This window comes from Paraburkholderia sp. BL6669N2 (assembly GCF_003387275.1).
Classification (GTDB): domain Bacteria; phylum Pseudomonadota; class Gammaproteobacteria; order Burkholderiales; family Burkholderiaceae; genus Paraburkholderia.
The window spans coordinates 3,696,353-3,711,299 of record NZ_QUNA01000001.1 but is presented as its reverse complement, the minus strand read 5'-3'; the positions used below and the strand labels follow the sequence as shown (position 1 = coordinate 3,711,299).

Annotated in this window: 14 protein-coding genes; 6 read left to right on the top strand and 8 right to left on the bottom strand. The window is 62.6% G+C overall.

Annotated features, from left to right (window positions below):
* Window positions 1–70: 70 nt before the first annotated feature.
* Window positions 71–574 carry a YraN family protein gene (locus B0G80_RS16900; RefSeq protein ID WP_116118715.1) on the bottom strand — a complete coding sequence of 168 codons (504 nt, stop codon included), beginning with the start codon at window positions 572–574 and terminating at the stop codon, window positions 71–73.
* On the opposite strand from B0G80_RS16900, the gene rsmI reads away from it, so the two are divergent.
* Window positions 573–1,454 (top strand): 16S rRNA (cytidine(1402)-2'-O)-methyltransferase, encoded by an 882-nt coding sequence (rsmI, locus tag B0G80_RS16895; RefSeq protein ID WP_116118714.1) that lies wholly within the window; start codon window positions 573–575, stop codon window positions 1,452–1,454. The genes B0G80_RS16900 and rsmI overlap by 2 nt on opposite strands.
* A gap of 124 nt (window positions 1,455–1,578) precedes the next feature.
* Here the strand turns inward: rsmI and B0G80_RS16890 are convergent, their stop codons facing one another.
* On the bottom strand, window positions 1,579–2,181 hold the full coding sequence (locus tag B0G80_RS16890) for a septal ring lytic transglycosylase RlpA family protein (protein WP_374957034.1): 603 nt from the start codon (window positions 2,179–2,181) through the stop codon (window positions 1,579–1,581).
* Between the two features lie 638 nt (window positions 2,182–2,819).
* Between B0G80_RS16890 and B0G80_RS16880 the strand changes: the two genes are divergently transcribed.
* The 3 genes from B0G80_RS16880 (at window position 2,820) to B0G80_RS16870 (ending at window position 4,639) form a co-directional block, all read left to right on the top strand.
* Window positions 2,820–3,464: an MBL fold metallo-hydrolase gene (locus tag B0G80_RS16880; RefSeq protein ID WP_116118712.1), complete on the top strand. Its 645-nt coding sequence runs from the start codon at window positions 2,820–2,822 to the stop codon at window positions 3,462–3,464.
* The gene (locus tag B0G80_RS16875) at window positions 3,461–4,090 is read left to right on the top strand and encodes an exonuclease (RefSeq protein WP_116118711.1); all 630 of its coding nucleotides are present in this window, start codon (window positions 3,461–3,463) and stop codon (window positions 4,088–4,090) included. The genes B0G80_RS16880 and B0G80_RS16875 overlap by 4 nt, the downstream gene beginning before the upstream one ends.
* A gap of 90 nt (window positions 4,091–4,180) precedes the next feature.
* Window positions 4,181–4,639, top strand: a complete 459-nt coding sequence (locus B0G80_RS16870) for an Lrp/AsnC family transcriptional regulator (protein WP_012431468.1) — start codon at window positions 4,181–4,183, stop codon at window positions 4,637–4,639.
* Window positions 4,640–4,699: 60 nt separating this feature from the next.
* On the opposite strand, the gene B0G80_RS16865 is transcribed toward B0G80_RS16870, so the two are convergent.
* The 3 genes from B0G80_RS16865 to B0G80_RS16855 form a co-directional block, all read right to left on the bottom strand.
* Window positions 4,700–5,953, bottom strand: coding sequence for a cation diffusion facilitator family transporter (locus tag B0G80_RS16865; RefSeq protein WP_116118710.1), 1,254 nt, complete (start codon window positions 5,951–5,953; stop codon window positions 4,700–4,702).
* Window positions 5,954–6,272: 319 nt separating this feature from the next.
* On the bottom strand, window positions 6,273–6,575 hold the full coding sequence (locus B0G80_RS16860; RefSeq protein WP_106283886.1) for an H-NS family nucleoid-associated regulatory protein: 303 nt from the start codon (window positions 6,573–6,575) through the stop codon (window positions 6,273–6,275).
* Window positions 6,576–6,970: 395 nt separating this feature from the next.
* Window positions 6,971–7,633 carry a HugZ family protein gene (locus B0G80_RS16855; protein WP_116118709.1) on the bottom strand — a complete coding sequence of 221 codons (663 nt, stop codon included), beginning with the start codon at window positions 7,631–7,633 and terminating at the stop codon, window positions 6,971–6,973.
* Window positions 7,634–7,825: 192 nt separating this feature from the next.
* On the opposite strand from B0G80_RS16855, the gene B0G80_RS16850 reads away from it, so the two are divergent.
* The gene (locus tag B0G80_RS16850; protein WP_116118708.1) at window positions 7,826–9,037 is read left to right on the top strand and encodes an MFS transporter; all 1,212 of its coding nucleotides are present in this window, start codon (window positions 7,826–7,828) and stop codon (window positions 9,035–9,037) included.
* A gap of 258 nt (window positions 9,038–9,295) precedes the next feature.
* Complete coding sequence (locus B0G80_RS16845; protein ID WP_116118707.1) at window positions 9,296–10,741, top strand: collagen-like triple helix repeat-containing protein; 1,446 nt, start codon at window positions 9,296–9,298, stop codon at window positions 10,739–10,741.
* A gap of 163 nt (window positions 10,742–10,904) precedes the next feature.
* Here the strand turns inward: B0G80_RS16845 and B0G80_RS16840 are convergent, their stop codons facing one another.
* The 3 genes from B0G80_RS16840 to B0G80_RS16830 all read right to left on the bottom strand — a co-directional run bounded on the left by B0G80_RS16840 (window position 10,905) and on the right by B0G80_RS16830 (window position 14,714).
* The gene (locus tag B0G80_RS16840) at window positions 10,905–11,921 is read right to left on the bottom strand and encodes a cupin-like domain-containing protein (RefSeq protein WP_181919967.1); all 1,017 of its coding nucleotides are present in this window, start codon (window positions 11,919–11,921) and stop codon (window positions 10,905–10,907) included.
* 120 nt (window positions 11,922–12,041) lie between these two features.
* Entirely contained in the window at window positions 12,042–13,187 is a 1,146-nt protein-coding gene (locus B0G80_RS16835) for a branched-chain amino acid ABC transporter substrate-binding protein (RefSeq protein ID WP_106302606.1), read from the bottom strand.
* Window positions 13,188–13,610: 423 nt separating this feature from the next.
* On the bottom strand, window positions 13,611–14,714 hold the full coding sequence (locus tag B0G80_RS16830; protein ID WP_116118706.1) for a nitronate monooxygenase family protein: 1,104 nt from the start codon (window positions 14,712–14,714) through the stop codon (window positions 13,611–13,613).
* Between the last annotated feature and the right edge of the window lie 233 nt (window positions 14,715–14,947).

Sequence of the window (14,947 nt, the reverse complement as noted above, 5' to 3'; positions counted from 1 at the left end):
GTCGACGTTCCCCGTGGCCTGCACGCGAGCGCAAGTTTATCGCACTCACGCGCGTTCTCCGCGCCTGGCGTCAGACTTCGTCGGCACGGAACGCGTCGCGCAACCACACGAGACGGCCGGCTTCGAACGCGATCACGTCGAAGCGGCACGCGGGTTGATCGCGCCAGCCGGCGGCCCGCGTCACCAGAAAATGTTGCGCGGCGCGTACGATGCGTTGCTTCTTCTGCCAGCCGATACTCGCCGCCGCGCCGCCGTAGCGCTTCTGCGCACGCGCCCGGACTTCGACGAAGACCAGCGCGCCGTCACGTTCGCGCATGACCAGATCGATCTCGCCGCCGCGGCACGACACATTGCGCGCGATGAATCGCAAACGCTGGCGCTGCAAAAATTCCTGCGCACGCAGCTCGAAAGCCGCGCCGACGAGTTTGGACCCGACGAGTCCCGAAAAGTTGTGCGGCCTGGTGAGGGCACCGCTCGGCGCCGGCGCGCTCACGGCCGGTCCGCCACGCGGATGCCGTGGAACCGCGTGGCACAATGGCGGCCTCGTTCCGTCTGTCTGTGTCTTCTGCCTCATGACTCCTCTCTCCGAACTCGCGCAAGGGCAGCAGTACCCCACTGCCGCGCTATATGTGGTGGCCACGCCGATCGGCAACATCGCCGACGTCACGCTGCGCGCGTTGCATGTGCTCGGACTGGTGGACCGCATTGCCGCCGAAGACACCCGCAACACGGGGCAACTGCTCGCGCGTTACGGCATCTCGAAACCGCTCGTCGCCGTGCATCAACACAACGAGCGCGCCGCGGCACTGCGTCTGATCGAGCACCTGCGAGCGGGCGAACGCGTGGCCTACGTGTCCGATGCGGGCACGCCGGGCATCTCGGACCCCGGCGCGAAACTCGTCGACGCGGTCCGCGAAGCCGGCTTTCCCGTCATCCCGCTGCCCGGCGCAAGCGCGCTCGCGACCGCGCTGAGCGTGGCCGGCGACTGGGTCGCGACGTTCTCGTTCCTCGGCTTCCTGCCGCCGAAAGCCAAAGCCCGCGCCGCGACGCTGCAGCCGCTCGCAAGCCATCCTCACGCGATGGTGTTCTACGAAGCGCCGCACCGGATCGTCGAAACGGTGCAGGCACTGGCCGATGCATTCGGCGGCGAGCGCAAACTGCTCATCGCACGGGAATTGACGAAGTTACATGAAGCGCTGCATCGCGGCACCCTGGCCGAAGCGCCAACGTGGCTCGCCGCCGATCCGAACCGGCAACGCGGCGAATTCGTGCTGGTGGTGGAAGGCGCGCAGCCGGAAGCCGTCGGCGAACACGATCACGACGCGCTGCTAGGCATTCTGCTGGAGGAGTTGACGGTGAGTAGCGCGGCTAAAGTAGCGGCGGCGATCACCGGAGCGGCGCGCAACGCGCTGTACGCGCGCGCGCTGGCGCTGAAAAAGGAAGACGAAGAGTAAAGCTGACGGACAAACTAAAAAGGACCGCGCAATGCGGCCCTTCGTTCTTCTGCGGACACAACCCGTGAGGCCGCCGACGCGGCGCTACGAGGAGCGCGCCTTAGCCGCGCTCGCCGCAGTCATATCACTTCTGGGCGCTCGAATCCGAATTCGACGCCAGCATTTCGTTACGCGCGTCGCGTGCTTCCTGCTGCGTCAGCCCTTCAATCTGCACCCGCGCCGTACCGGCATGGCGCATGTCCAGCGCGGAGGCGGCAGCCATGGAAAGATCGATCACGCGGCCGCGCGCATACGGACCACGGTCGTTGATACGCACGACGACCGAGCGCGACGTGGCCGGATTGGTCACACGCACATAGGAGCCGAGCGGCAACGTACGATGCGCGGCGGTCAGCGCGTGCATGTCGTAGCGTTCGCCGTTGGCGGTACGGCGGCCATGAAAGCCGCGGCCGTACCACGAAGCGCGACCGGTCTGATGAAAGTCCGAAATGCCGGAACCTTCATCGGTGAGAGGCTTTGCATCGGCCAGCGACGAGCCTTGAGCAGTCGCGCCGGAGGCCGGCGCGCTACCGAAAGCTTGCGGTCCAAAGGAGCCCGCTTGCGTCAGTTTCGTGCTCTGCGGCGCGCCGCTTTCCGACGTGTTGCTAGCGCCCGGAGGCGTGGCGCAACCGGCCAGCACAAAAAAGGCAAAAAGAGTCCCCAGACCACGGGATAACCGAGTTTTCATAAGACGTGCAATCACATTGTCGAGCCGCATCACGCCAAAGTTGAGCGTGTTGCCTGCGACTCCGGCGGCAATGGACGACAACGCGCCGCGCAGACAAGCGCAGAACGTCAAAGCCCGGATGCGGCTCATTCAGCCGCTACCGCACGGTTAATTTTCACGTCTGGCGCAACCTGTCCCCGGCAGCCTGACCAGACCCCACATGCCGCCATCGAACGTGGCAAACACGTTCTTGCGCGCGAAACTCAGCGCGCAGGAACGGCGGCGTAGGCCCCACCCAGCGTCACGGCAGTTAAGTCCGTAGCAGGCGCGCGGCGCCTGGCTGGGCAAGACGTGTGCATCGAAAGCATCGATACTTGATGGCCGTCCAAAAGTGCGACAGCCCATACTTGAGTGGCGATCCGCGTGCCCATTTTTGATGGGGACGCATCGCCTTGTGGCACGCACAGTTCCCTGTGCATGGGGTGCATTATACCTAAAACAGAATTCCGGGTTGGCAAGCGACTGAAAACCTTGATGAATTTTCACTCCTGCTGCAAGAATGAGCATCTCGAAGCCCGCTGCGCCGGGGCTTCAGCGCCCTCAGCGAACGCGGACGAGAGGCCGGTACAATCAATGTTTTTCCAGCGGCGCCGTCATCCATGAAAGTCACCTTGATCCCTGTCACGCCGTTCCAGCAGAACAGTTCGCTGCTCGTTTGCGAGGCAACCGGACGCGCGGCCGTCGTTGATCCGGGCGGCGACCTCGACATCATCGACGGCGAAATCGCGCGGCAGAACGTGACGGTCGAAAAAGTTTTTCTGACGCACGGCCACATCGATCACTGCGCGGGCGCGAAGACGCTGGCCACGCACTACGGCGTGCCGATCGAAGGCCCGCATTCCGACGAACGCTTCTGGCTGGACAAGCTGCCGGATCAAAGCACGCGCTTCGGCTTTCCGGCCGCCGAAGCGTTCGAACCGGATCGCTGGCTGCAGAACGGCGACAGCGTGCAGTTCGGCGACGAAACGCTTGAGGTCTATCACTGCCCAGGTCATACGCCGGGCCACGTGGTGTTCTTTAGCCGCGCGCATCGGCTGGCGCTGGTGGGCGACGTGCTGTTCGCCGGCTCGATCGGCCGCACGGATTTTCCGCGCGGCAATCATGCGGATCTGGTGCGCTCGATTCGCGAAAAACTTTGGCCGCTCGGCGACGACATCACCTTCGTCCCCGGTCACGGTCCCACTTCGACGTTCGGCGCCGAACGCCGCACCAATCCGTACGTTGCCGACGGAGTCGAGGCATGAGCAGCGAAATCTACGTGAGCACCGATGTCGAAGCGGACGGCCCGATTCCCGGTCCGCATTCCATGCTCAGTTTCGCCTCCGCCGCCTACACCGAAGACAAGCGCCTGATCGCCACCTTCTCGGCGAATCTGGAGTTGCTCGAGGGGGCCAAGGCGCATCCCGTGCAGGAAGCGTGGTGGAAGACGCAGCCCGAAGCATGGGAAGCCTGCCGCAAGGATTTGCAGAAGCCGGAGGCCGCATTGACGGCGTACGTCGACTGGGTCGAGGCCTTGCCGGGCAAACCCGTGTTCGTGGCGATGCCGGCCGGCTTCGACTTCACCTATATGTTCTGGTACATGATGCGGTTTGTCGGCCGTTGTCCGTTTTCCTGGTCGGCGCTCGACATCAAGACGCTGGCCTTCGCCATGACCGGCCTGCCGTACCGCAAAAACATCAAGCCGCGCTTTCCCAAGCACTGGTTCGACGAACATCCGCATACGCATGTCGCGCTGGACGACGCGATCGAACAAGGCGCGCTTTTCTGCAACATGCTGAAGGATTTGCGCGCAAGTCAGGCGATCACGCTGGTAGCTGGTAAAGATGGGGACGGCACAGGACAAAACACCACCGAGGAACCGGCAAATTAGGTAATCTCCCTCGCCAGGGCCGTTTTACATTGCGTTTCGTTTTCGCGCCCTCTACCATGCGTTGATACGGCGACGCAAACGGAGGCGCAGTTGACACTCGATACGTTCTCTCAAAAAATCCTGCGCCTATTGCAGCTCGATGCACGCCGCTCGGTGCAAGAAATTTCCGACCAGGTCGGCCTGTCGAGCACGCCATGCTGGCGGCGCATCAAGGACATGGAGCAGTCGGGGGTCATCCAGCGCTACACGGCGCTGCTGGATCGGGAAAAACTTGGGCTGCACGTGTGCGCCCTCGCGCACATCCATCTCACGCGGCACACCGAAGGCGGCGTGGAACAGTTCGAGCGGGAAATCGCCACCTGCCCCGAAGTCACCGAATGCTACAGCACGACCGGCGAATCGGACTACATCCTCAAAATCGTCGCGCCGGACATCAAGGCGTACGACAGCTTTCTGCACGAACGCATCTTCAAGATTCCCGCCGTTGCGCAGGTTCGCACGAGCGTGGTGCTGCGCGAGATCAAATTCGATACGCAACTGCCACTGTGATCCGTTAATGGCATAGACACGCCACGCGGGCGGCGGCATGCTCGCGCGGTTCCGCATGTCTCAGGTAGCGCTGTGCGGTTCCGTCGCCTTCGTGCGCCCTCCAATGCCCACACCGCCTTTTGCGGCGAGCGTTTCCGCATCGACTTCCGCAGATACCGCGTCCAATGCCTGTAGCAGTTCCACTCTGCGCGCGCCCAGGCGAGCCCTGAGCGCCGCCAGATCCGCCCGCCCAAGCCGCAGCGCCTCGCTGGGCAGCTTGCGCGACGACGATGCATCCGGCAGCACAACTTCGACATCCAGCCCCATGCTCAGGTAGTGGATATTCACCGCCGCCGCCTTCATGCCGTAAGACGCCAACGCGGAGTTCACCTCTGCAATGACCCGCTCGCGAGTAGGCAGATCGAAGGGCGGACGTGCAAGCGCATCGTTCTCTGGATCGACATGAATCAACGCGTCGAGCACGCGGTTGTCCGTCAATACGCGCAGGCGCGCCGACTCGGCGATGTAGTGCCCCTCCGATACCGAGATCAGCGGATCGACGAGAATATGCGCGTCGACGAGCGCGAAATCGCCCATCTTGCGCGTGCGCATTTCGTGCACGTCACGTACGCCGGGCGTCGAGAGCAGCAGCGCGCGCATGTCGGCGGTGGCAGCGTCGTCGAGCGCGCGGTCGGAGAGATCCTGCAGCGCGTCCCAGCCGAACATCCAGCCCATGCGCGCCACCATGAAGCCGACAATCGCCGCAGCAATCGGATCGAGCAGCCGCACGCCGGCGAGGCTGCCGACAATACCGCTCGCGACCACCAGCGACGACGCCGCATCGGAGCGCGCGTGCCAGGCATTGGCGATCAACATCGCGGAACGCACGCGTTGTGCTTCCCGCAGCATGTAGCGAAACAGACTCTCTTTGGAAACCAGAACCAGCAATGCGACGGCGAGCGCGCTCATATGCACGGCGGGAATATTTTGCAAATCGGCGAGACGCGTTCCGGCTCGCCATAACATGCCGACGCCCACCGCAATCAGAAGCGCGCCCAAAAATAGCGACGCCACCGTCTCGTAGCGACTGTGCCCGTAATTGTGATCCGCGTCGGGCTTTGCGCCGCTGTGCCGATTGGCAATCAGCACGACAAAATCGGAAATCAGATCGGCGAGGGAATGGACACCGTCGGCGACCAATGCCTGCGAGTGCGCAAACACGCCGATGACGATTTGCAGCGTCATCAACACCGTATTGAGCGCAATACTGACAAAGGTACTTTTGCGCGCAACGCGATGTTTCTCGGCGGATGGGGCAGCAGTGGCGGCGGGCATCTCAGAAGTGGAATGAAAAGTTCACTTCCTACATTCTACCCGGCGCATCTCGAAATGCGCCGGAGATTCCAACAAAATTCCTTTTAAATCAATCGGTTATCTAAACGAAAAGCATTCGCGTTCCAGTTGACTGGTGTTCATGCGGCAAAAAATCACGGCAGTGGCTGCAGTAAATAAAAAAACCGCGCCCTCGACGGTACGCGGTTCTCTTTCGCAACGGCAGACGCAATCACTGCATCTGATTGAAGCTATTCGTATGACTTATGATCGGAAGCATTAGTTGCAGGCAAAAAGCGGCCGGCAAAGCTGCTACAAAGCATTACTTCTCGATCAGAAACTTTTCGCGATCCAGACCTGCAATCCAGCGCGGCGGCTTACCGCGGCCCGACCACGTGCTGCCGCTATCCGGGTCGCGATACTTCGGTGCGACGCCTGCGCGCGGACGCGCGGCTTTAGCACCCTTGGCAGCACGACCGCCACCCAGTTCTGTCAGAGAAATGCCGTAGTCGGTCATTTTCTGCTTGATTTCATTTAGCACTTCAGCGTATTCGCGCGACTTCGCTTCTTCGATCTGCTTTTCGAGCTTCTCGCGCTGGGCGAGTAGTTCCTTGTAGGAAGACATAGATTCCCTTTGTGGTTTGGATAAATGACCGCCAGTCTTAAGCCGGCTTGCCCTTTGAAGATAGATCACGCCTCGGAATTGGAGGCGAGATTAACACAAGATAGAAAGATTACAAAAGATGGGGCGGAAAATTAAACTAGATTCGTTTCAAAAAATTTCCAGCTACCGTCGCGCCCGACCACTTCCTTTCAGGCAGATCATTTCGCTTTTTGCTGAAAAACGCAGTGAGCATCAGTAAATATGGGATTAACTATCAAAAGATGAAATTTAAAATGCAGATTTGACGCCAACATTTCATACCATGATAGCTTCAACATGAAATGTCGTAACATATTGAGACGCGCCGTCTGCGCTGGTATTACGCATGAGTGTTTTCCCCGAACCCCGGTAAAAATCTAATTCATGTAGCGCTGCATGCAATCTTCTAGCGCCGCGCGCAAGGTTTCAGTATCGGGTTTGGCGTCGTCAAAGGGAAACCGGCTGCGTTCACCGTTCAGTTTCAGATCCACGCCATATCGGTCGACGCCAACTAGCTGAAACTCGCCCTTACTCCCGGACTGAGCGGCGAATTGCGCGATCAACGCGTTCTCTTCATCGAAAACGAGTGGCGGCAACGGATCGAGTTCATCGCCGGCGAGCCAGCCCATTGCGCCGAAACCGCCGATATAACGCAGCCGCTCGAGCCGCATCGCCCAGAAAGTGAAGTCGCCGAGTACGAGATAGCGCTCCGCGTCGGGGTGATAGCGCAGATAACGCTGCACCACCTCGGGCGTCGAGTCGACCGGCTCGAAGGTGCCGAGCAAGGTGACGCGCTGGCCGCTCAGCACGTCGCCGTCGGGGGCGTCGACGGCCAGAAAACCGGCGCGCGGGTCGGCGTGCAGGTTATGGGTATGCTCGGCGAGGCGGCTCACGAGGATGGTCGGACGATGCTGCAAATCCGGTGCGAACGGCAGCACTGACGGATAAGGGAAACCTTCCGGCTGGCGCGCATGAGTGGCGAGCGTGCCGACAGCGGCTGTATGCAGCAGATGCAGCGGAGCATGAGCGGGAATATTCAAGTGCGCGTTCCTCGATAGATGAGCGGCGAATCACAAACGCCGGTAAGCAGGCCGCACAACGCTGGCGGCTCCGAACTGAATAATCGCCAATATGCGGATTCCGCCTTCCAAGCATAAGACAGCATGCTTCGTTAGAATCGGAAATTCGCTTTCAACGTGCTTTCTCGCGCGTCACCCCTCCTCGAGATTTCCGTGTCAGACCGTTCCTCCGAATTCGCCGCCCTTCCCGCCGCCCACCGCGACCTCTCCGATACGGCCCGGCAGCGCGCCCGTCTCGCCACGATGGCCGTGTTCTTTATTGCCGGCATGATGTACGCCTCGTGGGGCGTGCACGTGCCGACGGTGCGCGACCGTTTTCATCTGAACGCGGCGTTGCTCTCGTTTGCGTTGCTGGCTGTCGCCGGCGGCTCGATCGGGGCGATGGCGGCCAATGCTTCGTGGATCGCGCGAGTCGGCACGCGCCGCGCCTGCCTCGCCGGCGGCCTCGTGATGGCGATGTGCGCGGCGCTGATTCTGGTCGTGCCGGCTTACTGGATGCTGCTGGTCGTGCTGGCCGCCTTCGGCGCGGGTATGGCCACGCTGGATGTCGCGATGAACGCGGAGGCCAGCGCCGTCGAAAAAGCGCTCGGCAAGCCGATCATGTCGTCGTTGCATGGCATGTTCAGCGTCGGCGGGATGTTTGGTGCGGCGGCCGGCGGGGCGCTGCTGTCGCGCGGCATGGCGCCGGCGGTCCATCTTGCGCTGGCTGCCGCGGTGAGCGCGCTCGTGCTGATCGCCGCCTGTCCTTCCGTGCTGCCGCACGTGCCGCATGCCGATCACCCCGACTCCGCCGTGCCGCGCGCGAATCGCTGGCGCTCGCCGGCGTTGTGGGCGCTCGGCGCAATGGCGCTGGTTGCGCTGATCGCCGAAGGCGCGATGTACGACTGGGCCACCGTCTACATGCGCGACGTCGTACTTGCCACACCCGCGCTTGCGAGCGCGGCCTACGCGGCGTTTTCGGGCGGCATGGCGGCCGCACGGTTCGGCGGCGACGCCGTGCGCGCCCGCTTCGGCGCACCGCAACTGGTGATGGCGAGCGCGACCCTCGCCTGCGTCGGGATGGTCGGCGCGCTACTGCTGCCGAACGCGGTTGCGGCGCTGATCGGCTTCACGCTGATGGGTCTTGGGCTCGCGAACATGATGCCGGTGCTGTTCGCGGCGGCGGCGAGCGTGAAAGGCATTCATCCGGCGGAAGGGCTCGCGCATGTTGCCGGGCTGGCGTACTTCGGGCTGCTGCTCGGGCCGGTGATCATCGGCGCGGTGACGCAGGTGACCAGTTTGCCGATCGGGTTGTCGGTGGTCGCGATCTGTTCCGCGCTGATCGCGCTCGTCGGTCCGAAGGTTTTGCGGCGTTTGAAGATCTGACGCGCAGGCGCGCCGCTGCTGCGCCATGGCGTGCGGCGGCACACGAAACGCGCTCGCTTCACGTTACGTTACGCAGCGGCCGCGCGCTGAGGCGTTCCGCGACACATCGGTTGAATGAAACGTCGCCGCTCGCGGCTCTCATACCGCCAACACATTGATTTCTATGCGGTTATTACGTGCACCGGCTAAGCAGATAGAAATGGCATAGGCCTTGCAGTTAGTTCCCCCAAGTAATGACCAAACTACGGGGAGCAGACCATGAATCGCAAATTCAAGCTGACGGCGATCGCCATGTGCGTCACGTCGATGATCGTCCTGACGGGATGCGGAAGCACGTTGAACAGGCCGGGCGTAGGGAGCGGATCGGGCGGCGGCACGCCGACGCCTACACCGACCCCTACACCCACACCGACCCCTACACCCACGCCGACTCCCACACCAACGCCGACACCAACGCCCACGCCCACTCCGACGCCCACCAGCGCCAACCCCGTCGGCGTCGTCGTGCAAAACACCGGCAACGCCGTCACCGCTGTCGGGCAGACCGTCTCCGCCGTCGGCAGCCAGATCGGCCTCACGCCGATACCGGGCGCGAATCCGGCGACCAGCACGGCGCTCGGCAATGTCGTATCGAATCTCGGCAACGGCGTGACCGCGGTCGGCACGGGCGTGGCGAACGGCTTGGGCCAGTTGGGCAATTCCACCGATCCGCTCGGCACGACGCTCGCCAGCAGTGGCAACCTGATTTACGACGCAGGTCAGTCCGTCAACAGCGCCGGCCAACTCGTGACGAGTCTCGGCAGCGGCCCCACTGCGCCGCTCAGTCCGTTGACCACGCCGCTCGGCAGCGCGGTCTCGACGGTCGGCAACGCCGTCAGCGGCCTAGGTATTCAACTCGGCTCGCAGTTGACGAACGGCCCGATCCAGCAAGTCACGCAGACGGTCAGCACCGCGATCACGCCGATTACGAGCACGCTCGCGCAGACGACGCAAACCGTCGGCGACACGACCGGTCTCGGCGCACCGCTGAACGGTCTGCTCTCGACGGTCGGCCATGGCCTCGACAGCGCCGGCGGCAAACTCAGCGGGGCGACAGGCAATCCGATCGGTGAGAATCTTGGCAACGTCGTCACCAAGCTCGGCGACACGGTCACGTCCGCAGGCGGCCTGCTGACGGCGGGCGGCACCGGCAGCGGCAATCCGCTCGGCGGCATCACGGGCATTCTGAATCCGGGCAGCGGCGGCGGCACGGGCTCGCCGCTCGCGCCGTTGACGAACATCCTCACCGCGTTGCCCGGCACCTTGAGCGGCGGCCTGACGGGCGGCAGCGGCGCCGGCGGCCCGCTCGCGCCGTTGACCAGTGTGGTCAGCACGTTGACCGGCGGTCTCGGCGGAGCGGGTTCGGGTAGTCCGCTTGGGCCGCTCACCGGCGTCGTGAGTTCGGTCACGGGCGCATTGGGCGGCGCGACGGGTAGCGGCGGCAATCCGCTCGCACCGGTGACCTCGGTCGTGTCGACGCTGACCGGCGCGCTGGGCTCGGCCACGGGATCGGGTAGCAGCGGCGGAACCAGCAACCCGCTCGCACCGATCACCGGCCTGTTGACCACCGTCACCGGCACCTTGGGCGGCGCGGGAGCGTCCGCCGGCGGCACGACCGGCGGCGGCTTGCTCGGCGGCCTAGGCGGCATCGCTTCAAAGAAGTGACGAACAAGAACAACGACTGCACATAACGACGCGATTAAAACAGGCGTCGAGGGGGGCGGTGAGCCGGGCAACCGGCTCGCTGTTTTTTTATCGACGCGTCCGTCTGCGCGAGTCACACGTCAACGATGCAGCGCCGAAGCGCCGCGCTCGCTTCATCCGCGCGTCACAGTTCGTGATACGTATCGTAGTGACGCGAGAACTCGTTACCGCGCAGAAAATTGGTGAACGTCATCGTCACCGACGCGTCGAGTCCTTCCACGTAATGCCACCAGCCGATCGGCAAAAACAGCAACTCGCCGGGCGCAAGCGTGCATTCGATCAACTGCGCCTGGCGCATCGACGGGAAGCTGTCGTAGTCGATCGCTGCACCGTCCACCTGCGAATAGCAATGCAGATGGTTCGCCATATATGGCGTGTCCGACAGCGGCACGAGTTTGATCTGTTTGCGGCCAATCACCTGAGCCATGAAGTTGTTGGTCAAGTCGTGATGAAACGGCGTCTTTGTGCCGGCCGGCCCCATCCAGAAGAAACCCGTGTCGGGCGATGCAGCGTCGAGATATTCGTCGATTGGCGGCACGTCGGACCATAACGCCGCGAGCGCCGCGCGGTTGTGCGAGGTGTTATTGGCGGTCATGTAGAAATCGTTAGTCGGCCCGCTCTGTTCGACGAGGTCGACATAGTCGGCAAAGCGCATCATGCGCCTGAGCCTGGGCTGATTGATTTCGTAGTTCGCGTCCGATTCGCGGCCGAACTGCACCTCCACTTCACGAGCGCCGCACCGCTCACGAAAGTAGTCCCAATTCCATCGCGAACGTACAGGCCAGACATCGAATGCGCCGGTAATGATCACCGGCCGGTTCTGAAAGTAGTACTGCTCAAAGAACGCGTCGCGCGATAACCGTTCGCGCCGTTCGACCTCACCGCTCGCCGCGCGCATGCGACTAAGTTCGCCGTACACCGACAAAATCCATTCGCGCTTGCGCAAACGATTGCGTAGACGCGTTGCACCGTGAAAATAAGGACTCGCGAGCGCCGCGTCGATTTCCCGCGTGGCATCGGCCGCGTCGAAACCGTGGCCGACCAGCGCGCCATGCAACGCGGACGACGGTGCGTCGAGCATCAAATTCTCGGCAATCCAGCGGCGCCACGCGTCGTCGAACGAACGGGTCACGGCAGTCACGGCGCTCTCTCCCGACAATGCGGATCCGCAAAAGAAAAAAGCACGCGGACCTTGCGGCGCGCGTGCCTTTTAAACCCTGCAACCGAAGACAGGCAACACGCTGCCTTCGATCACGGATTTTTACATCTTCACTACGTCGAGCAGCGTCTTCTTGCCGGACTTGTAGTTGTACAGCGAGATCACGCCGTGCTGAAGGTCGCCCTTCGAGTCGAACGTGGTTTCACCGATCACACCCTTGTAATCCGTGCTCGGCATGGCTGCCAGAATCTTCGCCGGATCGGTCGAGTTAGAACGCTTCATAGCGTCGACGATGATGTACACAGCGTCATACGTGAACGGAGCGTAGATCTGGATCGGCTGACCGAAACGCTTCTGATACTTGGCGAGGAACGCCGAGCCGCCAGCCATCTTCTCGAGCGCCATACCGGCTTCCGAGCAGACGATGTTGTCGGTTGCGTCGCCGGCCAGGTCCGACAGCTTGTCGGTACACACGCCGTCGCCTGCCAGCACCTTCGCGCGCAGGCCGAGCTGCTTGGCTTGCTTGGCGAACGGGCCGCCGGTGGCGTCCATGCCGCCGTACATGATCGCGTCCGGGTTTTCGCCCTTGATCTTCGTCAGAATCGCGCGGAAGTCGACAGCCTTGTCGTTCGTCGCATCATGCGACATCACGTTCAGGCCCAGCGACTTGGCGGTCTTTTCGAATTCGTTTGCCAGACCCTGGCCGTAAGCGGTCGAGTCGTCGACGATCGCGACGCTCTTCACTTTCAGACCCTTCGCTGCGTAGTTAGCCAGTGCCGGACCTTGTTGCGCATCGGTCGCGACGACGCGGTACGTCGTCTTGAAACCTTGTTGCGTGTAGGCCGGGTTCGTTGCCGACGGCGAGATCTGCACGATGCCTGCATCGCTATAGATCTTCGAAGCCGGAATCGACGTGCCCGAATTCAAGTGGCCAACCACTGCCACGACCTTGTCGTCGACCAGTTTCTGGGCGACTTGAGTTGCCGTGCGCGGGTCAGCTGCATCGTCTTGCGGATCGAGTTGCAGCGTGATTTTCTGGCCACCGATCGTCAGGCCCTTGGCGTTGATTTCTTCAACTGCCAGGCGCGCGCCGTTTTCGTTGTCTTTACCCAGGTGAGCGATACCGCCAGTCAGCGGTGCAACGTGACCGATCTTGACGACCGTGTCGGCTGCAGCCGAAGTTGCCAACGTCGCGAACAGCATCGCCGCAGCGCTGATCGGCAACAGCTTTTGAATCTTGATGTTCATGTAAGTCTCCAGTTTCGGTCCCAAAAACAACGTAATCGCCCTGTGCCCCCGCTTCCCCAACACGTGTCGCTCAGTCCCGTGGACGACCACGCCGGTTGCATCGTTCATGCACTTGGCCAGCACGCTTACCGGACTGTTTGTGGCAGGCGGCAAACCGTACTTGCGCGCAAGTGTAGGCCATCAAATTAATTTGTGGGGCTTTTTTGAGGAAGTGGGATGAACACTAATAGCGTTTATCCAACAGGCGCCGATTCCGGCTGGAGAGAGTGACTGGAAAGCACCAGCCCATGCGGGTTTCCGCCAGGTGAGGCTTTCGTCTAACTGCACGGCCTAAAGCTTTTAGCGTGTTAAACCGTTAATCATCCGAATAGGCTTCGTGCTTGAAAAGGAGGCACGTCCGGATGCTGTCCGGATCGTGTCGAATCAGCGTTTGAACGCAGCGATGCGCGCGGTCGCCGCGCGCCATTCGTCTTCGAGTTGGCCCATCAGTTCGGCGGCGCCGATATCTTCGCGGCGGCGGCGGCCCAAAGGCGCGCCCTGGCCCGACCATAGGGAGAGATAGTCGCCGTTTTCCGCGCGGCTCGCGGTTTGCCGCAACTCCTGCGTCAACGCGTTTTGCACCGGATACGGCGCGATCTTTTCAGCCGCTTCGCTCAAACGCCGCATCAACGGATTGCGTATCCCGCGCGCATGGCGGCCGGTGATTGCGCGCGTGACCGAAGTCGACGTGTCGGACGTCGCGCGCACGCGGGTTTTCCATATCTGCGGAATCGCGCTTTCGTGACAGGTGAGAAACGCGGTGCCCATCACCGCGGCTTGCGCGCCGAGCGCGAGTGCGGCGACGATACCGCGGCCGTCCATGATGCCGCCGGCGGCGAGCACCGGCAGTCCGGTCGCGTCGACGAGCTGCGGTACGAGCGCCAGCGTGCCGACCAACGCATCTTCGAATGCGCCGATGAAGGTGCCGCGATGCGCGCCCGCCTCCGCCCCTTGCGCGACAATGGCATCGGCGCCCGCGTCGCGCCAGGCCACAGCTTCGGCGGCATGCGTCGCGGTGCCTATTACATATAGACCGTCGTCGTGCAGCCGGGCGACATCGTCGGCCGGAAGCAAGCCGAATGTGAAGCTCGCCAGCGGCACGCGCAATTCGATCAGCATGTCCAGTTGCGCGCGAAAATCCGGTGCGTAGCGTGCGAGCGGAGCGCCCGGCGGCAAACCGAGATCGTGTCGCACGGGATCGATGGCTTCGAGCGCGGTACGCACGGTCGCGTCGTCCGGCGCAGCCGGTTCCAGCACGAACAGATTCACGCCGAACGGACGATCCGTCAGCGCGCGGATCGCCGCGACTTCGCTCGCGATCTTCTCGGGCGAGAGCGCCGCGCACGCCAGAAAGCCGAGACCGCCGGCGTTCGATACCGCGGCGACCAGCGCCGGCGTCGTCGCGCCGCCCGCCATCGGCGCCAGCACCACCGGCACGCGCAATCCGAACCGCTCGGCAAACGGCGTCACAAAACTGCCTTCACTCATGATGGACTCCTTTCCCGTCAATGCGCCGGCCGCATGAGCGAGCCAACACGCTTCAATGTACCGAGCCGGCCCGCGCGGGGAAAATGAATTATCGAGAACGTTTCAATCGCCTTACGAGATTTCCGCCTCACGGGGCCGCGCTGCGCGGCGTTTCTTTTGGTGGCAAACTGACCGCCCCGCTTCAGGCGTTCAGGCCTGTGGCCTTCACTCGGACCGACCTCGCGCAGCCGCGC